This window comes from Faecalibacterium sp. OM04-11BH, assembly GCF_003482185.1.
Classification (GTDB): domain Bacteria; phylum Bacillota; class Clostridia; order Oscillospirales; family Ruminococcaceae; genus Faecalibacterium; species Faecalibacterium tardum.
This window is the reverse complement of the sequence record NZ_QULS01000012.1, coordinates 52547-75636: the sequence shown is the minus strand read 5'-3', so window position 1 is coordinate 75636 and position 23090 is coordinate 52547. Positions and strand designations below refer to the sequence as shown.

General features: G+C 55.8%; 19 protein-coding genes and 1 tRNA gene. 8 read left to right on the top strand and 12 right to left on the bottom strand.

The window, feature by feature from the left end:
• The first annotated feature begins 203 nt into the window (after positions 1-203).
• The 4 genes from DXB44_RS10765 to DXB44_RS10750 all read left to right on the top strand — a co-directional run bounded on the left by DXB44_RS10765 (position 204) and on the right by DXB44_RS10750 (position 3404).
• Positions 204-926 carry a replication initiator protein A gene (locus DXB44_RS10765; RefSeq protein ID WP_243111125.1) on the top strand — a complete coding sequence of 241 codons (723 nt, stop codon included), beginning with the start codon at positions 204-206 and terminating at the stop codon, positions 924-926.
• 38 nt (positions 927-964) lie between these two features.
• The gene (locus DXB44_RS10760; RefSeq protein ID WP_118658729.1) at positions 965-1759 is read left to right on the top strand and encodes an ATP-binding protein; all 795 of its coding nucleotides are present in this window, start codon (positions 965-967) and stop codon (positions 1757-1759) included.
• Between the two features lie 76 nt (positions 1760-1835).
• Positions 1836-2030, top strand: a complete 195-nt coding sequence (locus tag DXB44_RS10755; protein ID WP_097839747.1) for an excisionase — start codon at positions 1836-1838, stop codon at positions 2028-2030.
• Positions 2031-2141: 111 nt separating this feature from the next.
• A complete protein-coding gene (locus DXB44_RS10750; RefSeq protein WP_118658719.1) occupies positions 2142-3404 on the top strand; it encodes a tyrosine-type recombinase/integrase in 1263 nt (420 codons plus the stop codon).
• A gap of 874 nt (positions 3405-4278) precedes the next feature.
• On the opposite strand, the gene DXB44_RS10745 is transcribed toward DXB44_RS10750, so the two are convergent.
• The 4 genes from DXB44_RS10745 to DXB44_RS10730 are packed head-to-tail and all read right to left on the bottom strand — an operon-like array spanning position 4279 to position 7693.
• Positions 4279-5532, bottom strand: coding sequence for an ABC transporter permease subunit (locus DXB44_RS10745; RefSeq protein ID WP_118658718.1), 1254 nt, complete (start codon positions 5530-5532; stop codon positions 4279-4281).
• Positions 5529-6410, bottom strand: a complete 882-nt coding sequence (locus DXB44_RS10740) for an ABC transporter ATP-binding protein (protein WP_118658717.1) — start codon at positions 6408-6410, stop codon at positions 5529-5531. Before DXB44_RS10740 ends, DXB44_RS10745 begins: the two co-directional genes overlap by 4 nt.
• A 12-nt stretch (positions 6411-6422) precedes the next feature.
• A complete protein-coding gene (locus DXB44_RS10735) occupies positions 6423-7154 on the bottom strand; it encodes a hypothetical protein (protein WP_118658716.1) in 732 nt (243 codons plus the stop codon).
• Complete coding sequence (locus DXB44_RS10730) at positions 7151-7693, bottom strand: RNA polymerase sigma factor (RefSeq protein WP_243111122.1); 543 nt, start codon at positions 7691-7693, stop codon at positions 7151-7153. Before DXB44_RS10730 ends, DXB44_RS10735 begins: the two co-directional genes overlap by 4 nt.
• 403 nt (positions 7694-8096) lie before the next feature.
• Here DXB44_RS10730 and DXB44_RS10725 point away from each other — a divergent pair, with 403 nt between their 5' ends.
• Positions 8097-9473 (top strand): MATE family efflux transporter, encoded by a 1377-nt coding sequence (locus DXB44_RS10725; RefSeq protein WP_118658714.1) that lies wholly within the window; start codon positions 8097-8099, stop codon positions 9471-9473.
• An 89-nt stretch (positions 9474-9562) separates the two neighbouring features.
• On the opposite strand, the gene DXB44_RS10720 is transcribed toward DXB44_RS10725, so the two are convergent.
• The 6 genes from DXB44_RS10720 to DXB44_RS10695 form a co-directional block, all read right to left on the bottom strand.
• A complete protein-coding gene (locus tag DXB44_RS10720; RefSeq protein WP_118658713.1) occupies positions 9563-12079 on the bottom strand; it encodes a TIM-barrel domain-containing protein in 2517 nt (838 codons plus the stop codon).
• 21 nt (positions 12080-12100) lie between these two features.
• Positions 12101-14596 carry a TIM-barrel domain-containing protein gene (locus DXB44_RS10715; RefSeq protein WP_118658712.1) on the bottom strand — a complete coding sequence of 832 codons (2496 nt, stop codon included), beginning with the start codon at positions 14594-14596 and terminating at the stop codon, positions 12101-12103.
• 118 nt (positions 14597-14714) lie between these two features.
• Positions 14715-16034 carry a TRAP transporter large permease gene (locus DXB44_RS10710; protein WP_081028459.1) on the bottom strand — a complete coding sequence of 440 codons (1320 nt, stop codon included), beginning with the start codon at positions 16032-16034 and terminating at the stop codon, positions 14715-14717.
• Positions 16034-16522, bottom strand: a complete 489-nt coding sequence (locus tag DXB44_RS10705) for a TRAP transporter small permease (protein WP_055186371.1) — start codon at positions 16520-16522, stop codon at positions 16034-16036. The genes DXB44_RS10710 and DXB44_RS10705 overlap by 1 nt, the downstream gene beginning before the upstream one ends.
• Before the next feature lie 101 nt (positions 16523-16623).
• Positions 16624-17661: a TRAP transporter substrate-binding protein DctP gene (gene dctP, locus DXB44_RS10700; RefSeq protein ID WP_118658711.1), complete on the bottom strand. Its 1038-nt coding sequence runs from the start codon at positions 17659-17661 to the stop codon at positions 16624-16626.
• Between the two features lie 85 nt (positions 17662-17746).
• Complete coding sequence (locus DXB44_RS10695) at positions 17747-18322, bottom strand: YcxB family protein (protein WP_118658710.1); 576 nt, start codon at positions 18320-18322, stop codon at positions 17747-17749.
• Between the two features lie 249 nt (positions 18323-18571).
• Between DXB44_RS10695 and DXB44_RS10690 the strand changes: the two genes are divergently transcribed.
• The 3 genes from DXB44_RS10690 (at position 18572) to DXB44_RS10680 (ending at position 21064) form a co-directional block, all read left to right on the top strand.
• Positions 18572-19462: an AraC family transcriptional regulator gene (locus DXB44_RS10690; protein WP_118658709.1), complete on the top strand. Its 891-nt coding sequence runs from the start codon at positions 18572-18574 to the stop codon at positions 19460-19462.
• A gap of 117 nt (positions 19463-19579) precedes the next feature.
• Positions 19580-19656 (top strand) — tRNA-Met (locus tag DXB44_RS10685).
• A gap of 553 nt (positions 19657-20209) precedes the next feature.
• Positions 20210-21064: an SDR family oxidoreductase gene (locus tag DXB44_RS10680; RefSeq protein WP_118658708.1), complete on the top strand. Its 855-nt coding sequence runs from the start codon at positions 20210-20212 to the stop codon at positions 21062-21064.
• A gap of 145 nt (positions 21065-21209) precedes the next feature.
• On the opposite strand, the gene DXB44_RS10675 is transcribed toward DXB44_RS10680, so the two are convergent.
• Together DXB44_RS10675 and DXB44_RS10670 are read right to left on the bottom strand one after the other, a co-directional pair.
• Complete coding sequence (locus tag DXB44_RS10675; RefSeq protein WP_118658707.1) at positions 21210-22364, bottom strand: DUF4349 domain-containing protein; 1155 nt, start codon at positions 22362-22364, stop codon at positions 21210-21212.
• On the bottom strand, positions 22351-22845 hold the full coding sequence (locus DXB44_RS10670) for an RNA polymerase sigma factor (protein WP_118658706.1): 495 nt from the start codon (positions 22843-22845) through the stop codon (positions 22351-22353). Before DXB44_RS10670 ends, DXB44_RS10675 begins: the two co-directional genes overlap by 14 nt.
• Positions 22846-23090: the final 245 nt, after the last annotated feature.

The window sequence follows — 23090 nt, the reverse complement described above, 5'->3', positions numbered from 1 at the left end:
CTCGGCTGCTCACCATTTTTATGGGGAGCCAAAATCTGAAAATTGCAGATTTTCAGATTTCATCGAGGGACTGGGGAGTGAAATCTCCAGCAAGTTCGCCGTCGGCCAAAATTACGAAAGTGAGTTTTGAGGCGACACGGGCGAATCTTGCGCTTACAATTCTCAGCCCCCTAAAGCACCATGATAGAACGTAAAAATTGGAGGTGAAGATTATTTCAGACTACTTGAAAGCCAATATGCCACTGCCGCAGTATCTGCCCTATGCCCGGTTTCTTCTCGACGCTGACCTGAGCCACACGTCAAAGCTGCTCTACACGCTCCTGCTCGACCGTGCCACTCTCTCGCAGAAAAATAACTGGGTGGACAATCAGGGGCGTATTTATGTGATCTATCCGCTTTCTCATCTGGCGAAGGATTTAGGGTGCTGCGTTTCCAGTGTGACACGCTCTTTTGCTGAACTGGAAAAAGCGGAACTTGCCGAGCGAGTGCGCAGCGGATTTTCCAAACCCAGCCACATTCTGCTCAAGGTTCCGCATACTGTGCAGAATTGCGCAGTCACAGTATGCACCAGTACGCAGTCTGATTGTGCAGAAACGCACAGTATGGTTGCGCAAAAATGCACACCTAACCAACGTAATAAGAACAACCTGAAAGATAACCACCTGATAAGAGCAAACCGTACTCATCTCTCATTGGGAGAATACCAGAATGTCTTTCTGACGGAAAAGGAGTATAAACGGCTCAAGGCTGACTTTGCAGGGCTGGATGGTCTGATCGAGCAGCTATCCGCCTATATCCAGTCCACCGGAAGGAAGTACGCCGACCATGCTGCAACGCTGCGTATCTGGGCAAAGCGGCAGAAGACAGAGAAAAAGACAACACCTGGTATCCCGGACTACACCTTTGCGGAAGGAGAAAGCCTATAAAGACGATTGAGAAAATTTTGGACCCCCCCGTTTCCAGTATGCCCAGAAACGCAGCGGACTATCACGGAGACAACGGTCTGCTTTATTGCGGCAAGTGCCAAACGCCCAAGGAAGCCTTCTTTCCCAAAGGTCTTGTCCTGATGGGAAAGAACAAGCATCCGGTAGAATGTGCCTGTCACAAAGCCGAACGGGAACGGCAGGAGGCAACTGTTAAGGAGCAGAAGCACCTCGACCTTGTGCGGCGGCTGAAAGCAGACGGCTTTTCGGATTCTGCGATGCTGGATTGGACATTTGCAAACGACAATGGGCGCAGCCCACAGATTCGCCATGCACACCGCTATGTGGAGCAGTGGCAGACCATGCACTCAGAGAACATTGGACTGCTGCTCTGGGGCGGTGTTGGCACAGGCAAGAGTTTCCTTGCCGGGTGCATTGCAAACGCTCTGATGGAGCAGGAAGTGCCTGTGTGCATGACGAACTTCGCACACATCCTGAACGAACTGAACAACAGCTTCTCCGGGCGGAATGAGGTCGTAGACAGGTTGTGCCGCTATCCACTTCTAATCATTGATGATTTCGGTATGGAGCGTGGCACCGAGTACGCACTGGAACAGATCTACAACATTGTAGACAGTCACTACCGCAGCCGGAAGCCCCTGATCGTCACCACCAATCTGACACTGGATGAGATCCGGCATCCGCAGGATATCGCCCATGCCCGCATCTATGACCGCCTGTTGGAGATGTGCGTTCCCATCTCCTGTATTGGTGTCAGCTTACGGAGAGAAAACGCACAAGAAAAGCTGGAACGGCTGAAAGCATTGATTGGATAATCCGAGATAGATACTTGAAAAAGAACTGCTGGATATGCAATATTGCATCCGGCTATAAGGATACGGAGGTCTGCCTATGAAAGAAATCCCGATTTGGGAAAAGAGCAATTTGACATTGGAAGAAGCCGCAGCTTATTCCGGCATTGGAATCAATAAACTTCGGTCGTTGTCCGACCATGAGCAATGCCAATTCGTGCTTTGGGTGGGTTCTAAGCGGCTCATCAAGCGGCGCAAGCTGGATGAATACACGGAGCGAATGTACTCGCTTTGAAAATGTCCCGGATATTTTTCAAAACGTCTTGCAGAGAATGGCGTATCTGTGGTACTCTGAACACAGAACAACGCTCTTTTCTGTACCGCAATGTAGAAAGGAGCGACGCTCATGGCAACAAATCAGAATACGAAACGCAAGGACAAGGCGCGTGTGGTTCTCCGCAAGGGCGAATCCCAGCGCAAAGATGGCAAGTACGATTTCCGTTGGACTTCCCCGGATGGCAAGCGACATTCTATTTATGCCGCGACCTTGGAGGAGCTTCGGGAAAAGGAAAAAGACATCCAGCGAGATTCGCTGGAAGGCATCAAGGCAGAAGCGCGGTATGTCACCCTGAACGATGTGTTCACCCTGTGGGCAAAGGTGAAGCGTGGTCTGAAGGACAACACTTTCCAGAACTATCTGTACCTTTATCGGCAGTTCGTGGAGCCGGATTTCGGCAAATCGAAGGTGTCTGCGCTCAAAAAGTCGGATGTGAAGCAGTTTTACAACACGCTGGCAGACGAGCGAGGTTTGCAGATCTCTACGATTGACAGCGTACACACGGTTCTGCATCAGGTGCTGGACATGGCGGTGGATGACAGCTATCTGCGGAGCAATCCCTCGGACAATGTTCTGCGGGAGTTGAAAAAGGCACACCAGTTTGAAACCAACCGCCGTAAGGCACTGACCATCGCAGAGCAGAATCTGCTGCTGTCCTACCTCTCCAAAACGCCGAAGTACCAGCACTGGTATCCGATTTTCGCGGTCATGCTGGGAACTGGTTTGCGCGTAGGAGAAGCCACTGGTCTGCGCTGGTGCGATGTGGATTTTGAGGAAGGCGCGATCTCCGTCAATCACACGCTGGTCAACTACGACCATCGTGAGAACAACGGCGGCAAGAAGGGCTGCTACTTCAACTGCCACTCGCCCAAAACAAAGGCTGGTGTCCGCACTGTTCCGATGATGGACTTCGTGAAAGAAGCCTTTGAAAAGGAACGTGCCTATCAGGAAGAAGCAGAGATCCATTGCACGGTAACGGTGGACGGTTACACGGACTTCATCTTCGTCAATCGCTTTGGAGAGTGCCAGCATCAGGGAACACTGAATAAGGCCATCCGGCGCATCATCCGGGACTGCAACGATGAAGTGCTGGCGAAGAACCCGAATAGCACCGTACTCCTGCCGCGTTTCAGCTGCCATACCCTGCGGCATACCTTCACGACCCGGATGTGCGAAGCGGGCGTGAACATCAAGGTGATTCAGGATGCGCTGGGACATTCAGATATCTCCACGACCTTGAACATCTATGCGGATGTGACCAAGGAACTGCGGAAGTCTGAATTTGAAAATCTTGACCGTCAGTTCGCACAGTGGAAAGATCCTGAAGAATAAAATAAAGCATACGCCAAATACGCCATACGCCATTTACGCCAATTCATACGCCAAACGATACAGTTCGGATAAAGGCTTGTGTAGAGATGTAAATGAAATGGCAAAATTCAACCCTTGCGGTGTAGAGTAGTATCAAGAAATAAAGGCTTATAACTGCTCGTCGATGACATCCCCACGATGAAGCCGATTGAGCAGTAAAATGCAAAATTGAAACGCAGATACGATGAAATTGTGAACGGATTTCAAGCGGCATCTACGGTACTACACCACAACTACACCAATTTTGGGACGTTTTCCCGAAAAGGAGCCTTACAAAGCGGTGTGGTGTAAGAATCGAATAGGCGGATTGGTGTAGTAGGTACACCGAACCCATAAAGACGAAAAAGGCAGGTACACTGTGGAAACATGGTGTACCTGCCTTTGTGCTTATTATTGAAAGATAATACGAGAAAGTTGTGGAAAGAATGTTACAAATGCGATAAGCTTTAATTAAGAAAAGTCGATGTGCAACAATCATCAATTTCCGGAATTACGCAAATTCGTTACTTTTATCGCTTCGCCGTAAATTTGTGTTTTGTATCCGCTGTATTCTTTGCACCCGCCATCCCCTCTTGCATCCGTTATCCAGCCGTTCCGGTGTGCAAAAAGTATGCAGAGCCAAAATCAGCCCCTTAAAACAGGGATCGGATTTTTATGCAAAGCCGAGAAAACGGTCGGGTTCAAGCCCGATACGGCAGCTACGATTTTGCCTGTTCAGGTCAAGCATCAAATGTACATCAACAACTACGATTCATGGCAGGGAGCTTAGGACAAAAAAGTTCATCCGATGCAGTTTTCTATGCATCCGATGAACTTTTTTCAGTAGCGTTTCCTTTTAAGCCACCTTGGTCTTTCGCAGATACCCCCATGCTGCCAATCCAACGAGCAGAACGATCTTGATCGGTGCCGATGCCAGCAGTACATCTGCCTGAAAGAAGGCATGCCCGCCTGCATAGAGAAAATCAAAGCTGATCATTTTATACAGCAATGCATTGGAAAGCCCAATGCCCCCTGCCGGAATCAGGGTGGACAGCCATTCTCCAAAGGAGCCCGGCACGACCATATAAACAATCAGCGGTGCCACCACACTGATCAGCGCCACAGACAAAGCGGTCAGGTTGTTCTTGGCCCATACGGATGCCATCAGCACAAAGGCCACCTCCGCAAAGAAGATCAGGAAGTTTGCCACCAGCATGACCCACTCCATCTGGCCAACGGTATACGGCGGCAGGCTGGTCACAGAAAACAGCCATTGCACGGAAGTTTGGGTACTTTCCCAGCCAAATAGAGCATTCGTGACCAGGATCCACACCACGCCGCAGAGCAGATACGCCGCCCCTGTGATACTAAACGCCGCCGCTAGCTTTGCCGCTGCTAGCCGCAGACCGCCGTTTTTTGTGCACAGTTGGATGTCCTGCGCCCCGGTCTGTGCATCCGATGCAAACACCGGGGCCGCAATCACCGCGCACAGCAGGGTGAGCAGCAAGCTCAACAGGGTCTGGTAATCCATTGCGTCTGAACTGACCCCAAATGAATAGGTGAACGGTTTTTGTACAGCATCGAACTTTTTCTGTGCAATGGCCTGCGCCTGCTCATAGCCGGGCTTTCCGCTTTGTTCCAGCCAGATCACCGATTCCAGCCGTTTGGGGAGCTGGCTGTAAAAGTTCTGCATATCCTCTGCGGTCAGCCCCATCACGCCCGGTGCCATGCCGGTTTTCGAGTCGGCAAAGGCTTCCTTTGCGTTGTTCACAAGAGGCTGATACCGGGCAAGTTCTTTATAAAACACTTCGGTTGGGATGTCGTTGATTGAACTTGCATCATACTGCCGGTACACCCGCTGATAGGCTTCCAGTGCTTCCTGCATGACATCCGGCGTGATGGTACCGGATACCTGCTGCTCCTGCCGTTTCCGGATTGCTTTCAGACCCGTGTAACGCACTTCGTTTCCGCTGGCATCCAGTTCCGTCCAGCCGATAAAGGTCACCGGCAGATATGCCATGACCACAGCCAGCACCAGCGCAATGACCAGCAGAATAGCTGTCATACGAGTTTTGCACACACGTTTCAATTCCAAACGATACAGGTTCATTTTGCTTCCTCCATTTCCTCCGGGAACAGCCACAGATACAGATCTTCCAGCCGGGGCTGTGCCGGGACGCTGTCCGGCAGCTGCGGTGCATCCGCCAGATACCGCAATGTTACCGTTCCGTCCGGCTCGTTGCGCAGGTTCACCACCCGCAGCCGGTATTCCCACCGGGCAAGCTGTTCCATCGGGATATTTCCCTGCCAGACCTTAGCTTTGATCTGCTTTACCAGCCCTTCGGTGGTGTCCTGTGCAATGATTTTGCCAGCCTTCATCACGGCATTTTCGGCCGCAATGTATTCCACATCCGAAACGATATGCGTTGAAATGAGAACGATCCGTTCCTGCGCAAACTCCGACAGCAGATTGCGGAAGCGCACCCGTTCTCCGGGGTCCAGCCCTGCCGTGGGCTCATCTAGAATTAAAATTTCCGGGTCGTTGAGCAGTGCCTGTGCGATGCCTACCCGGCGCTTCATACCGCCGGAAAGCTTTATGATCTTTTTGCGGCGCACCTCAGTGAGGCTTACCCGCTCCAGCAGTGCGTCGATCTGCCGTGTAGCCTCTGTGCGCGGCAGACCCTTGAGTGCCGCCATATATTCCAGATAGTCCTGCACCGTGAATTCCGGGTAAAACCCGAATTCCTGCGGCAGATACCCCAGCTTTTCCCGGTAGGCCGCCCCAAGCGTCCCAATCTCCACCCCATCGCACAAAATCCGGCCACTGCTGGGCCGCAGAATGCCCGCCAACATCCGCATTAAGGTTGTTTTGCCTGCACCATTCGCCCCCAGCAGTCCCCACACACCCGGCGTGAGAGTGATGGACACATCATCCACCGCCGTTTTATCCCTGTATCGCTTTGTAATATTCTGAATTTTCAGTTCCATGACTTGCTCCTTTCAGCCTTCTGCAATATATTCTGACCGGGCGGCAAGCCGGATGCACTGCAACACCATACAGAGCACCAGCACGCCCGCCGCCAGTGGCAGACCTTTCGGCAGTTCCGATAATTGCACAAACCGCAGCAAACACAGCTGCCCTGCAAACAGCGGTACAGCCCCGGTCATCATCCATTCCGGGCGCACCCAGCGCAGCAGCAGAAGCAGCTCATTGTTTGCAGTCAGAAATGGCACGGTCAGCACCGCCAGCAGTTGCCCGATGCTCCATGGCACGGCTGCCCGCACATTGAGTACCAGCACTCCCAGCAGGATCGTTTCCCCCGCCAGCAGCAGCAAAAACCGCATCACCAGTGGACGACCGATTCCTGCATATGTGGCTTGTTCCAGCTCAAGCATCTTATATTGACTTGCCCGGTATAAAAACGGCAGACCGAGCAGGGCTGTCAGCATGGCAAGTGTGCTCAGACCAAACAGTGCATTGCGTAATGTCCATGCCTTCTCCCACAGGGCAAGTTCCCGACCCACACTGTACAACGCCAGTGCCGCCATTGCTTCCAGCGCCCAGACCTTCCAGCCCAGCAATTTGAACTGGCAGTGCAGCAAATCGCACCAACCACTCCGTTGTTTTACGACATGTTCCGCCCGGCAGCGGCGCAGCAGCGTTTTCGGTGCGGCTGTGTCCGGCTCTGCCGCAAGTGCTTTGGACAGTTCTTTTTCAAAGGCTCGATTCATCTCCAGTCCTCCTTTTCCAATTGCATTTTCAAGGTTTTCAATGCGGCACGCAGGCGGGACTGCACTGTGCGCAGGGGCAGACCTGTAATCTGCGCGATCTCCCGCAATTTAAGCTGTTGTGCGAACCGCAGCAATACCAGTTCCCGCTGTTCCGGCTCCAGCTGGGCCGTCAGCGCTCGCAGGTTTGCTTTCTCCTCTGCCGCAGCAAAGCCGCTTTCCTGATAGGCGGGTTCGCCCGGCAAGCTCTCCAGCGATATCTCTGTCCGCTCCATCGTACGGTTCAGATCGATGCAAATGTTTTTTGCGATTTTGTACAGAAAGGGACGGAATGCCCCCTGAAATCCACCACAGGAATCCAGCCAGCGCACCGCTTTCAAAAAGGTTTCCTGTGCTGCATCCTGCGCCTGCTGCTCGTCCGCTGTATGCCAACGGCAATAGTTCAGAATTTGTGGATAGTACGCTGTAATCAGAGTGTCCAGAGCACCCGTATCTCCGCTCTGCGCTTTCCGCAGCAATAATTCTGTCTGGATACGGTTCACCCCCTTCCTGTCTATTAAAACGTCCCATATCATCAAAATGATTTCTGTTTTTTCAAAAATTTCAAATAATTGCCTTTATTATGTTCTTATAGCTTTATTATAATAAAGAGCCTTGTGTTTTTCCTTGTCAAGAGGGCTGGCACCGTCCAGCCCTCTCTTTTTGGCAGTAGAAACGGCTGTGTGGTGGATGAGTGTAGACCTGCAAAGGGCTGCATCAAAAAGTGGATTCATGGCTCTGCAAACAAACAGCCGGAACTTTCCGCCGCAGAAGAAGCAACTGTGAAGAATATGGAAGTTTCCGCGCTTCCATCACAAAAAGACAGCTTCCTGTCACAAAACCACTTTGGGAAAAGCGGCTGTCCATGATAGAATGAAGAAAATACCATAATAAGGAGTTTTCTTTATGGCAGCTACTTCTCAAAAGCGCTCCGGCACCACCGACCTTACTGTGGGCAAGCCGCTGTTCCAGATCCTGCGGTTCGCGTTGCCGCTGGTGCTGGGCACCTTGTTCCAGCAGCTGTACAGCTTTGCGGACACCGTCATCGTAGGGCGGTGTCTGGGCACCGATGCGCTGGGCGCGGTAGGCACTACCTACTCCCTCAACTTTCTTATTCTGGGCTTTGTGCAGGGAGCCTGCGTGGGCTTTGGCATCCCGGCGGCAGAGACCTTTGGCGCAAAGGATAAGGACGGGCTGCAAAAATACCTGCTGAACGGCGCACTGCTCTGTCTGGTGCTGAGCGTGGTGTTTACGGTGCTTACCACCCTGATGGCGGGGCCGCTGCTCCGGCTCATCCATACGCCCGAGGAGCTGTACACCGATGCGGTGCTCTACATCCAGATCATTTTTCTGGGCATCCCGGCTACGGTGCTATACAACTACGCTTCCAGCGTGCTGCGGGCACTGGGGGATTCCCGGCACCCCTTTTACTTCCTGCTGGTCGCCAGCGTGGTGAACATTCTGCTGGACTATCTCTTCATCGTGCCGCTGGGCATGGGGGTGGACGGTGCCGCCATTGCCACCGTGCTCAGCCAGCTGCTCAGCGGCGGGCTGTGCGCTTACTGGTTCTTTGCCTGCACGGCAAAGCTGGAGGGGCTTTCCTTCCGGCAGCCGCGCACCCTGCTTTCGGCAGGGCACTGCAGGCGGCTGGCCTACATCGGCCTTCCCATGGGGTTTGAATACTCGGTCTCGGCCATCGGTGCAGTCATCATGCAGGACGCCATCAACCTGCTGGGCAGCACCGCTGTGGCAGCCCAGACCGCAGGCGAAAAGATCCGTCAGATGTTCACCCTGCCCATGGAGAGCGTAGGCATGGCCATGGCTACCTATGTGGGACAGAACCACGGCGCCCGCCGCACCGACCGCATCCGGCAGGGCATCAAGGACGGCTGCATGGTGCAGCTGCTCTACTGCGCCGTGGCATGGGGCGTGATCTTTTTCATCAAGCCCTACGCGGTGGGGCTGGTGCTGGGCGATGCCGACCCTGCCGTCACGGCGGGTGCCATCCAGTACCTCAGCGTCATGAGTATGCTGTTCTGTTTCCACGGCCTGCTGATGATCTTCCGCAACACCTTGCAGGGGCTTGGTTACAGCGTGCTGGCCATCGTTTCCGGCGTGGGCGAGCTCATTGGCCGCAGCCTTGGCGGCGTGCTGGCAGTAAAGACCGGCCTTGGGTATCTGGGCATCTGCCTTTCCAATCCCTTTGCATGGGGTTTGGCGATGTTCTACTGCCTGTTCATGGTCTGCCGCATCCTCCGACGGGAGACGCAGGTCGAAGCCTGAAACCTATAAAAAACACGATGACCCGTGGGGAACTCCCCACGGGTCATCGTGTTTTTGAAGAAGAATTAAAGAAGATTGGAGATGGCTTTTTAGTCCTCTGCCATACCAATGAGGTCAAACTTTTCGGTGGAGACAGTCACTGTAAAGTCCTTCTTGGCAGGCTTTGCAAACTTGACCCAGATGGTGCGGTCGGGCAGGTTATAGTACCAGCCGGACTCTGCGGCCTCCCAGCCGTCGCGGACGATGTACTGAGGAAGCTGCTGCCCATCCACGCTGGCCCAGAGCGCACCCTTTTTCTTGCTGACCAGCTTCAGGGTCATGCGCTCCACGGGAGATTCGTAGCTGCCCTCGGTGGCAAAGCGGATGTCGGTGCGGTCGCCGGCCTTGACGGTGATGGTGGTCTTGGCGTAAACGCCGTTTTTGTAGTCCTCGGTGTGGCCGTCGTCATCGTACAGCACAAAGCTGGTGTCGGTCTCGGCAGCGACCAGCAGGTCGATCTGGCGCATGGTGTCCTTGAGGATGTGCTTGACGTCCTCGGTGGTCACCACAACGGCAGAGCCGCGCAGGAACATGGGGATGCTTGCCAGCGTGACCGGAACCTCGATGGTCTGGCCGCCCTCGTATGCGCGCAGATTATCGTTCATATCGTACCAGGTGCAGCCTGCGGGCAGGTAGACGGTGCGGGTAGTGGCACCCTTTTCCACCACATTCGCCACCAGAATGCTCTTGCCGAACATAAAGGTCAGGTTCTTGTCGGTGTAGCACTTGGGGTCGTCCGGGAACTCAAGGAACAGCGGACGCCATGCCGGCATACCGTTCTGGTTGGACTCGTACATCAGGGAGTACAGGGTGGGCATCAGACGGTAGCGCAGCTGGTAGGCTGCACGGATGTAGGGCAGGTTCTCCTCGTACATCCACGGCTGGGTAACGGTGTTATCGTTGTTGGCGGAGTTCAGGCAGAAACGGGGCTGGAAGATGCCGTTCTGCAGCCAGCGGAGCAGCAGTTCTGCTTCGGGTGCGGGGCCAGCAAAGCCGCCGATATCACAGCCCATGTTGGAGCAGCCGGACAGACCCATGCCCAGAATGGTGGCAATGTTGAACTTGACGGTGCGCCAGTCGGTCAGGTTATCGCCGCCCCACACCTGTGCGTAGCGCTGGATACCGGCGTAGCCTGCGCGGTTGATGATGTAGGGGCGCTCGCCGGGGTACACATCTGCCAGCGCCTGCTTGGCGGTGTAGGCCATCAGGTTGGAGTGCAGGATCTTCAGCTCTGCCATGGTGCCCTTTTTGCCCTCAAAGTCGCACTGGGCGTCGCGATCCTCCACGCCGTCCATCTCGCAGTTGTCGTTCCAGACGGTCTTGGTGCCCTTTTTGAGGATGTTCTCCTCCAGCAGCTGCTTCCAAGTGTTGCGGCCATTGGGGCCGGTGAAGTCGAAGAAGCGTCCCTCGCCGCCCCACCAGCGGCCATAGTACGGTGCCTTGCCGTCCGGGGTCTTGATAAAGACATCGTTCTTTTCAAACAGGTCGATGTAGGGGTGGTGCTTCAGGATGCCGGGCTTCAGGTTGGGGATCACGTTGATGCCCCGGGCGTTCATGTTCTCAAAGAACTTTTCCGGATCCGGGAAGCGCTTGTGGTTCCAGTTGAACACATAGCGCAGGTTGTCCTTTTCGCCGCTGGAATAGCCGGAGGCCAGCCAGAAGTTGTCGATGAGGATGCCCTCTTTTTCGTGCTTGTCGATGACCTTGTAGATCTCCTCATCGCAGTTCTTTTCCAGCTCGGCGTAGTACATGGTGGAGGCGCAGTAGCCCAGAGACTGCTTGGTGGGCAGGGCGCTGCGGCCGGTCAGCAGGGTGTACTCGTTCAGGATCTCCGGCAGGGTCTCACCGGCCAGCAGGAACAGGTCGATGTCGCCGCCGTCGGTCTGGTAGTAGCAGTAGCGCTCCCAGTAGCCGGACAGCTCCTCGCCAAGGTCGAACACGCAGTCGTAGGAGTTGTGGTAGAACAGACCCACAGGGCGCAGGTCGTGCTCATTTACCCGGATGTAGAAGGGAATGTGCTTGTACATCGGGTCGCCGGTCTCGGGGTCGTGGCCGATGGCATCCTTGGGGGACATCCGCAGGCGGCGTCCCTTTTTGTCCAGATGGCCGGTCTTTTCGCCAAAGCCGTAGAAGTGGTCGTATTCCCGATCCACCTTGGAGAAGTGGCTCAGACGGCCGATCTGATCTTTCTCAAAGGCGCGCTCCCGCAGATCCTGATAGATCAGCTTGCCGGACTTATCGAACAACTCAAAGTGGAAGGGCTTTTTGAACAGCTTCAAAGTCAGGTGTGCGGTCTCAAAGGTCAGAGCCTTATCGTCCTCGGCGCAGGGGACATCCAGCGCGGTGATGCGAGTGCGCTCGTCCTTGAGCAGGGTGTCCATCCGGTCTTCCCACGCGGTGGTCACCAGCGTGTAGGACTCCTCCTCCATGGGGGTGCCCTTGTCGAAGTGCACCCGGATGCGGATGATATCGTCTGTCATGAAAATCAGCTTCACATCGGCAGCATCGCCGTGGATGAGGTAGCCGTTTTCGGTCTTTTCAAAGGATTCAAAACTACGCAGCAGCATAAGAGGTTCCTCCGTACAGTGTTACATACCGATCAGGTCGAACTGTTCAAACGAAACAGTCAACTCGTGATCCTTGGCGGGGTTTGCATACTTGACCTCGACAGCCTTTTTGCTCTGGCTGTAATACCAGCCCTCGGCAGCGGCGTCGAACTTGCGGCGGTTGAGGAAGTGCTCGATCTTGCGGCCATCCAGCGTGACCCAGAAGGGGCTCTTTTCCTTGGCGATCATCTCCACCTTGATGGTCTCCACGGTGTCCTTGTAGCTGCCCTCGGAGGCAAAGTTCATGGTCACCCGCTCGCCTGCGGTGGTGGTGATGGTGGTCTTGCGGTACACGCCGCTCTTGAAATCGTTGGTGATGCCGTCGTCATCGTACAGGGTCGTTGTGGTGGTGCCCTTGGGTGCTACGATGAGGTGCAGGGCGGTGGTGTGGTCGCCCTCCATGGTCATCAGCTGGTTGTCTGCCATGGCAATGACTGCGCCCTCACGGACGAACATGGGGATGGTAGCCATGGTGACAGGCACCTCGATGGTCTGGCCGCCCTCGTAGCAGCGGAACTTATCGTTCCAGTCATACCACTTGCAGCCTGCGGGCAGATAGACGGTGCGGGTCTTGGCACCCTCTTCCAGAACGTTGGCCACCAGAATGTCCCGGCCGAACAGGAACTCGAAGCTCTCCTCCCATGCCTTGGGGTCGTTCTGGAAGTCGTAGACCAAAGCGCGCATGATGGGCGCACCGGTCTGGCTGGCCTCGTACTCGGCGCTGTAAAGATAGGGAGTAAAGCGGTAACGCAGCAGGATGGCGTCCCGGATGGTGTCCGCAGACTCCCGGAACATCCACGGCTCGGTGACGGTGTTATCGTTAGAGGCAGAGTGGATGGAGAAGCGAGCCTGGAAGATGCCGTTCTGCACCCAGCGCACGAACAGCTCCTCGGTGGGTGCGGGGCCGGCAAAGCCGCCGATGTCCGCGCCCTCGTTGGGCTGGCCGGACAGACCCATGCCGGTGATGATGGGGATATTGTACTTCAGGCTCTTCCAGCTGGTGTAGTTGTCGCCGCACCAGGTCTGGGCGTAGCGCTGGATACCGGCGCTGCCGCTGCGGCAGACCATGTAGGGGCGTGCCTTGGCGTTGTGCTCCACTACGGCATCGGCACCCACCTTGCACATCAGGGTGCTCATAAGGGGTTTCAGTTGGCCGATGGTGCCGCCCTTGCCGTCAAAATCGCAGGTGCAGTCCTTGTCCATCAGGCTGTCGTACTCACAGTTGTCGTTCCAGACGGAATCGGTGCCCACGGCGATGATGGACTCGGTGAGGTACTTTTTCCAGGCTGTACGGCCTTCGGGCTTGGTGAAGTCCCAGAATGCGCCGTCGCCGCCCCACCATTTGCCGACACCGTAGGTCTCAGGGTTCTTGCTGTCCTTCACGAATACGTCATCTGCGTTGAACTCGTCGAAACGGGGGTTGCACAGCAGGACACCCGGCTTGACGTTGGGCACGTTCTGGGCATGCTTTTCGTTCATGGCGTGGAAGTAGGCGCTGGGGTCCTTGAAGCGGTCGGTGTTCCATGTAAAGACGCAGCGCTTGTTGTTCTGGCTGGTATAGCCGCTGGACAGGTGGAAGCCATCGATGGGGAAGCCCTCTTCCTTGATGGTGTCGATAAAGCCCAGCACGGCGTCATCGCTGTCCTTTTCCAGCTCGGGGTAGTACATGCTGGAGCCCTGATAGCCCAGTGCACGTTTGGGCAGCAGTGCCGGACGGCCGGTCAGCAGGGTGTAGTTGTCCACGATGCGGGCAATGGTGTCGCCGCCGATCAGGAAGCAGTCCAGATCGCCGCCGTCTGCCTGAAAATAGGTGTAGCGGGGCCAGTAGTTGCTCTTTTCGCAGCCCATGTTGAACACGGACTCGTAGAAGTTGTGGTAGAACACGCCCACAGCCTTGTGGGTGTCACGGTCCAGACGGATGTAGAAGGGGATGTGCTTGTAGAGGGTATCCATCTTCTCGGCGTCGTAGCCCATGGCGTCGGTGGCGCGCTCCCGCTGGAAGGTCTTGTTCTTATCCAGCAGGCCGGTCTTTTCGCCAAAGCCGTAGAAGCAGTCGTCCTCCTTCATCCGGCTGTAAGCCACCACACGGTTGTTGGCGTCTTTGACGAAGGGGTTGCCGGGCAGGGTGCTGTACAGCTCGGAGCCATCGGCAGCCAGCAGCTTGAAGTTGATGGGGTCCTTGTCCACCACCAGCGTCACCTTGCCGGTGGCAAAGGTGAGGGTGCTGTCGTCCTCGGTGAGCTCGGCGGCAAAGGGTTCCACACGGGTGCGCTCACCCTTGAACAGCTCGTCCATCCGATCCTCCCATGCGGTGGTCATCAGGACGTAGGACTCCTCTGCCAGCTCATGGTCAAAGCTTGCGCGGACGCGGACAATCTCATCGGTCACAAAGCAGACCTTGATATCAGCGTTATCAGTATGCAGCAGGAAAGCGCCGTCTTTGCGCTCCATGCCGGTAAAACGGGAGCAGATCTCCATAGTTTTTATTCCTCTCGTTGGATTTTGATAAAAAATGCCCCCATTCCCCCTCAGATGCAGGATATCTTCAGAGAAATGGGGGCAACGTATTCGTTGCTTTACCCGGAACAGTCAGGGCTTAGAACGTCCAGCCAAGGCTGGGCACCAGACCGCACAGGTACGGGACGCACAGCGCAATGGCAGGGATGAAGGTGACAAGGAACAGTGCCACGACCATGGCGGCGAACAGCGGCACGATATACTTGGTAACGCCTTCGATCTTGACCTTGCCGACACCGCAGCCCACGAACAGGCAGGAACCGACCGGCGGGGTGACCGAGCCGATGCCCAGGTTCATGATGAGCATGATGCCGAACTGCACATCGCTCATGCCGATGCTACGGGTGATGGGCAGGAAGATGGGGGTGAAGATCAAGACAGCCGGGGTCAGATCCAGGAACATACCCATGACCAGCAGGAACACGTTCATGATCAGCAGGATGACGTAGCGGTTGCTGGAAACGCTCATCAGTGCGTTGCTGATAGCGGCAGGGATGCCGGAGTAGCTCATGACGTAGGACATGATGGAGGAAGCGGCGATCAGGAACAGGATGGTAGCGCTGCTCTCCATGGTGTCTGCCAGCAGATTGTAGAAGCTCTTGAAGGTCATCTCCTTGTACAGGATGGACAGCAGGCCGCAGTACAGGCAAAGCACCACACCGGCCTCGGTAGCGGTGAAGAAGCCTGCCAGAATGCCGCCCATGACAATGATGACGGCCAGCAGAGAGGGCACTGCATCAATGATGATCTTGACGGCGGGGTCGGGGTCCTTGACGGCGGAGGACTTATAGCCCTTCTTGACGGCGATGAACACAGCCAGACCAGCCACGCACAGACCCATCAGGATGCCGGGCAGGTAGCCGCCCATGAACAGAGCGGCCACAGAGACGCCGCCGGCGGTGATGGAGTAAAGGATCAGCGGGCCGGACGGGGGGATCAGGATGCCGGTGGGGGCAGAGCAGATGTTGACGGCTGCGGAGTAGTTGGGGTCGTAGCCCTCATCCAGCTCCAGCGGAGCCATGATGGAACCCATGGCAGAGGTAGCTGCCACGGAGGAACCGGAAACGGCACCGAAGAACATATTGGCCAGAACGTTGGTGGCAGCCAGATAGCCGGGCATCTTGCCCACAGCCAGACGTGCCAGACGGACAAGGCGCTTTGCAATGCCGCCCTTGTTCATGATGTTGCCGCCCAGAGAGAAGAAGGGCAGCGCCAGCAGAGAGAAGGAGTCAATGCCCGAGAAGCAGCGCTGTGCGGCGGTCAGGGCAAAAATTGCGGGATCCATACTGAACAGTGCCGTGAAGATGGATGCAATGCCAATGCCTGCCGAGATGGGCACACCGGCCAGCAGCATGACAAAGAAGGAACCGAACAGCAGTAACGTAGCCTGTGCAACCATTATGCGTTTTCTCCTTTCTTTTCCTTACGCTCCGCGAAGAGCTGTACATACTTCAGCGCGCGAGCCAGAATGATGAACACGCCGGAGATCGGCAGGATGGAATACAGGAACTTGAAGGGGATGCGCATGACCGAGGAAACGTTGGTGGCGTTTGCAGTCAGCTTCCAGCCGCCGTAAACAAAGACGTAGCCCACAAAGAACACGATAGCGGCCTCGATGAACACGCTGAGCACAACGTTGAACGCACCCTTTGCGCGGCCCTTGACCAGATCCAGTGCCAGATGCTTATCCTTGTAGAAGCAGTAGGCGGAACCGATCATGGAAGCCCAGATCAGGACATAGCGCAGAAACTCGTCCGTCACAGTGGAGGGGTTGCGCAGGATCCAGCGGGTAAAGATCTGCCAAGTGCCGCCTGCCAGCAGGGCGAACATTGCCACTGCCATGAGGAAGCGCATGACATTATCCAGAATTTTATCCAGTTTTTTCACAAGATCATCTCCTTGAACTCATTACCTCCCGCGCAGCTGCGGGCAGCATCGTGCGCCGCCCGCAGCTTGGGAGATAAGAATGGAAAGCAATGCGTTGGCGTTTAGGCCATTGCGCGGATTTCTTCCACGACCGCGTAGGTGGTGGGGTTAGAGGTCTTGAGGTTGTCGTAGATGGGCTGCACAGCGGCCTGGAATGCGGCGATGTCCACATCCTTGACCAGCTCGACGCCGTTCTGGTTCACAGCCTTGTCCAGCACCTCGTCCTCGAACTTCTTCCAAGCGTCCTTGTACTCCTCGGTAGCGGTAGCAGCGCACTCGGACACGATGGACTTCTGCTCGTCAGAGAACTTGTTCCACACGCTGGAAGCGATGACCACCATATCGGGGATGCGGGTGTGCTCGTCGAAGCAGTAGTACTTGGTCACGTCGCCGTGGTCGCGCAGTGCGGTGACATTGTTCTCGGCACCGTCGATGACGCCCTGCTGCATACCGGTGTAGATATCGCTGTAGCCCATAACGGTAGCGGAGCCGCCCAGGCAGTTCATCATGTCGATAGCCATCTGGCTGTCCATGGTGCGGATCTTCAGACCCTTCAGGTCAGCCGGGGTGCGGATGGCGGTAGCCTTGGTGTAGAAAGAACGTGCACCGGAATCCAGCCAGGTCAGGCCGCGGAAGCCCTGATCGTCGGTGGACTCAAAGACTGCCTTTGCGGAGTCGCTGTCCATGTAGCTGTAGTAGTGTGCCTGATCGTTGAACACATAAGGCACGGAGAAGGCGTTGTACTTCTCGCTGAAGTTGCCCAGCGTGGAAGCGGAAACCTTTGCCATATCCAGTGCGCCTGCCTGGATCTGGGAGATCATGTCAGCCTCGCTGCCCAGGGTGCCGTTGGGGATGATCTGGATGTTGATGCTGCCGCCGGTCTTTTCCTTGACCTGCTCTGCAAAGCTGGTCAGCTGGATGTGCACAGCGTGATCCTCGGCCAGATTGTGGCCCAGCTTCAGGTTGAAGCTGCCGCCAGCGGCGGCAGAAGCTGCGCCGGAACCGGCAGTGCTGCCGGAGGAACCGCCGCAAGCGGTGAGCAGGGCAGATGCACCAGCAACTGCCATGGCCTGTACGAACTGTCTGCGAGTGATTTTCATAGTGTCTTTCCTTCCTTATCTTGTTTTATCGTATCCCACGATCACAGCCAACCGGCTGTGAAACAGCATAATTGCGGTGCAGCGCTCAGGACGCGCTGCGCTGAAAGCGGTCCTTTCCCATCTGGATCAGGTCTTTCAGGTTGAGCCCCCACAGGCTCTTGGAGCGCTGCCAGTCCTTGCCGGTCTCCTTGGCAAGCACCTTTGCGAACCGCTCCGGGTTTGCCGGCAGCAGGCTGCCCTTGGGGATCATCACGGCCATCTGACGGCTCTGGAAGATGTAGAAATACTGGTCATCCTCCACCAGCCGGTCGATCTTTGCAAAGGGGATGTGCGCACCGTTTTCCACGTCCACGCCGTTATCGTTGACCCGGCAGCTCACGGTAGTTTCCGCACCGCCCCGCTGCATGATGACACCCTCTGCCGCCACCCGGCTCAAAAAGTCCGGCATGGCGAACATGGCACAGCCCACCAGCAGGCAGAGCACTTTGACAACGGTAGGAATGGCGGTGAACAGCGCCGCCATCACCAGCACAAAGGCCGCTGCAAGCCACAGCAGATGCCGCAGCCCCTCGTAGGTGTAGAACTCTGTGCGGAACATCCGGCGGATGGTCTCATCGTTAAAGACCACTTTGGCTTCAAAATGATTTTTTGAGGTCTGCATGGACGGGCTCCTTTCGGATGGTCACGAAATGCAACCAATACATTTGTTAACTAGCACAAAAATATTGAAACGCCTTTGTGCATTTGGTCAATCTCGTCTTCTTGCGCCATTATCATACTAAAAATTCCGCCGCTTTTCCGCAGATTTTGTGATTTAAATGTTGCAAAATGTGATATGTACTGATATACTAGGGCAAAAAAGGACGTAAAAGAATGATTCTTATTTTTTTAACAAGGAACAGGAGTGGCTATGGGCATCGAACGTGTCTCGCATTATATCGATAATGTCCTTACGGAAGCACAGGCGCGGATGGGGCTGCGCGACACCCGGCTTCTGGTCACATGGTACACGAACCGGGAAAACAAGCAGTCTGTGGTGCACTCCCACCCGTACCACGAGCTGGTGCTCCCCATCGGCGGCAGCACGGTACGCTACTCGGTGGACGGTAGCGTGTATCTGGTCCATGTGGGGGAGCTGATCTACTTTCCCTCTCAGGTCTACCACTCCGGCAACTTCAACATTGATGACGACCAGTCGGATCGTCTGGTCGTCCAGATCGATGACGCCCTCTGGCAGGCCACCCGCCGGCGCGTGAACCTGAAAAACACAGGCTGGCTGCAGCAGCTCACCGTGCTGGACAGCGAAGCCTGCCGTAAGTGGGATTTTGCGGGGCTTTTCGTCCGTATGGGGCAAAGTCTGGAGCTGCCGGGCTCTATCCGGGACACCGTTTTTGAGGCGCAGGTCTCTGAAATGATGCTGCTCATCACGCAGGCCACCGGCAGCGGACAGACCGCTGCCCCCAGCAGCACCAGTGTACTGGTCGCGCGCGCGGTGGCCTACCTGCAGGCGCATTATCAGGACCCGACCCTTACCACCGCGCAGCTGGCGCAGGAACTTTACGCCAGCCGGGAGCACCTTTCCCGCGCGTTCAAGGAGTGCACCATGGAGAGCATCCACAACTACCTGACCTATCTGCGGATGCAGCACTGCCGCAAGGCGCTGGAGGAGGGCGTTTCCGTCCTGAACGCCTGCACCGAGAGCGGCTTTCCGGATTACAGCAGCTTTCTGAAAACCTTCCGCCGCCTGTACGGCATTACCCCCGCCGAATACCGTGCACAGCACCGGACGATGACGCATTAAAAGCTGTGGCAAGAGGATACGAAAATTTTTTCGCAAAAAGGGTTGACATTCTGCCCGGCCTATGGTATTATACTTGAGCAGTCAGCGAGAACCGCTGAAAAGCAGAAAAGTAAATATCGCGGGGTGGAGCAGTCTGGTAGCTCGTCGGGCTCATAACCCGAAGGTCGTTGGTTCAAATCCGGCCCCCGCAACCACCAAGCAGGTTGAATTTTTTAAATTCAACCTGCTTTTTTGTGTTCACATCAAAGTGGGAAGCACCGCCGCTGTTGCACATTGTGCAGCGTGAACAGTGTAGAATATTATTATAACTTTTTATATTTGATCAGTGTGTAAAAAGAAACTATTCTACGTCAAATGTTCACATCGTGCGGGTTGAACATTGTGGGTACGGAATGCGGCGTTTCCGGGTCTGAATGCCCACATTGTTCAAAACTCTGTGGGTCATAGGCGCAGGCCGCTGCGCTTGAACAGTGTAGCCCGCTGCGGGCAGCGGAGCCGAAGTAGGATGTGTTTGTCATGCGTTTATCATACTGGTTTTGCTTTGGAAGAGTTAGAAGATCTTCAAGGTAAAAACGGTCATTTTTGCGATTTTGCGCGATTCCGTCTGCACTGCATCCAGAAGATATCGTGCTTGTTGTCCGGCAAAAAGCGTAAAACTTTCCCATTTTATAATAAGAACGTTCTGGCAAAGACCGTCTTTTTCTGTTATACTCTAGCCAATGAATACAGCTGTAACAGGAGGATGTTATGGAAAAGAACGTACTGAACACCGATCTCACCGGCAAGGTAGCCGTTGTCACCGGCGCAAGCGGCACGCTGTGCTCCATTTTTGCCAAGGCGCTGGCACGGGCGGGCGCAAAGGTGGCGCTGCTGGGCCGCAACATGGATAAGCTCAAGGAGCTTGCGGACGAGATCGAAGCCGAGGGCGGCATTGCCAAGGGCTACACCTGCAATGTGATGAACAAGGCCAACTGCCTGCAGGTAGCAGAGGATGTGCTGGCAGACCTTGGCCCCTGCGATATTCTTGTGAACGGTGCAGGCGGCAACAACGCCCGCGCCAACACGGACAAGGAATATTTTGAGATGGGCGATCTGGAAAGTGACACCGTTACCTTTTTTGATCTGGACGAGAGCGGCGTGGAGATGGTGTTCAACCTGAACTTCATTGGCACGTTGCTGCCCACGCAGGCCTTTGCCCGTCAGATGGTAGGCCGCGAGGGCTGCAACATCCTGAACATTTCCAGCATGAACGCCTACCTGCCCCTGACCAAGATCCCTGCCTACTCCGGCTCCAAGGCTGCTGTGACCAACTTTACCCAGTGGCTGGCGGTGCACTTCAGCAAGGTGGGCATCCGGGTCAACGCCATCGCCCCGGGCTTCTTTGCCAGCGAGCAGAACGCAAAGCTGCTCTTCAACGAGGACGGCACCCCTACCGAGCGCACCAAAAAGATCCTTGCCGCCACCCCCATGGGACATTTCGGCGACAGCGAAAAAGACCTTGTGGGCGCACTGCTGTTCCTGTTGAACAATGATGCAGCCGGTTTCATTACCGGCATCTGCCTGCCGGTGGACGGCGGCTTCTCGGCTTATTCCGGTGTGTAATAAGTGCCGTAAAATATACAAAACCACCCCTGCCTCCCGGTGCAGCAGCCCGGCGGGACAGGGGTGGTTTTTTCAACGGGGTTGAACAAAAGGCTTCCCCCAGCCGGGGGGAAGCCTTTATGCGGAAAATGGATTTCTACGGGAGTTACTTCTTCGGGTGCTTTTTACGCCATGCAAGTGCAAGGGCGACTGCGGCGCACGCCAGCACTGCCAGCGGCCAGACGGAAGCCAGCGCTACTACCAGCTGCTGCAAGCCGTTCACAAAATTGCCCCAGCCAGCGGTAAAGGCGGAGCCGATGCGGGAGAAAAAGCTTTCGTTGGCGGGTGTGTAGGTCTGCACCTCGTTCAGGTCGATATACACGGTGCATTGCTGCACCTGATCGCTGTACCAGTCCAGCTGGCTCTGCCAGCTTTCGATCTGGGACTGCACCTCGGTGAGGGAGTCCTCGATCTGCAACAGATCCGAAAGAGTTTTGGCTTGGTCCTGCAATTGCTGTAAGCGGGTGCGCTGTGCCTGCAGGTTAGAAAGCCGCGCGGACACGTCCATATACTGTGTAGTCACATCATCGGCCTGCTGGCTGCGATAGGTCACATTGCCGGCAGCGGCAACAGCGTCCAAAAAACTCTGGTAGTTGGCCTGCGGTACCCGGTAGGTCAGGCTTACAGAGCGGCTGGAACCGGTGCGCGTGTACTCGCTGCTGGATTCCAGATAGCCGCCCGCCTCGGCAAGAGCGCTGTCCAGCGCACTGCGGGCAGCCTCGTAGTCCTTGCTTTCCAGTGTCAGGTTGGCGGTGTAGATGATCTTGGCACTGTCCACCGCAGGGGCAGCAGCCTCGGCGCTGCCGGTGCCGCTGTATTCCGTTTCCAGAGAGCGGTCGTCTGCCTCCAGACTGTAATTCACCGCCTCGGGGGTGCTGTCCAGCGCGGCATGCTGGAGATCAAACCCGCCCGCTGCCACAGAAGCAGCGGAGCTGTCGGCAGCGCCTTCGGCTGCGTACAGGGCGGGCGCGCTGCTTTTGGCGCTGCCCATCCCGATGCCCAGATGCAGGGTGCTATAACCCAGCACGCACACGGCCAGACAGGCAGCCAGCGTGCCCAGCTGCTTTACCGGGAAGTGGATGGGCTTTTTCTTTTTGGTTTCGGTATTCAGGGGTGCTGCGGTCTGCGGGGCGGGGGCGGCCATCATGGGCTCAGCCTTTTCCTCCGCAGTCAGGGTGTCGGTCATGGCCAGCAGTTTTGCCTTCAGATCGTCTGGGGCAGTCAGGTCATCGACCTCCATCTTATATTCATACCACCTCATCTTCGATCTCCTCCTTCAGCATCGTATGTAACTGTGCCCGTGCGCGCCGCAGCCAGCTTAGTACCGTGTTTGTGGGCACCGCCATCATCCGCCCGATCTCTGCCGCAGTGTATCCTTCGTAGTAGTGCAGATAGATGACGTTGCGGTAGTTTTCCGGCAGGGTGCGGATGGCATCCAGCACGCTGCCGTCCTCCGCAAGGACATCAGGGGCGGGCAGGTTCTCGTCCAGTTCGGTGTCCTTTTGATGGGCGGCGCGGGTCAGGTCCCGGCAGCGGTTGATGGCCACCCGCAGCAGCCATGCTTTGAGATGCTCCTCACTCTCAAAGATGCCGTTGTAGTGCAGCAGTTTTTCAAACACATCCTGCACCACATCCTCAGCATCGGCTGTGCAGCGGCAATTATGCACCGCAGTGCGGTAGACGGTGTCGCTGTAACGCTGCACCGCCAAGGTAAATACTTCGTTTCTGGTCAGCTGTCCCATTGTTATAAACTCTCCTTGGATGCCCGGAAGCGGGCTTCTCGATGGAATGTTTGTGGTTCTCACGGGGACGTTCACTTGATATACGGCTCAGCATCCCCGATTATTGCAGAACAAAACCCGGTTCCTTCCATTTTTTGTGTGCCGGACGCACCGGACCGCAAGGCACGTCCACGTTCTCCGACAGAGGTTGGATATCCTGCCGGTTTACCGGTCAGTATACCACGAAATCGCAAAAAAGTAAAAGA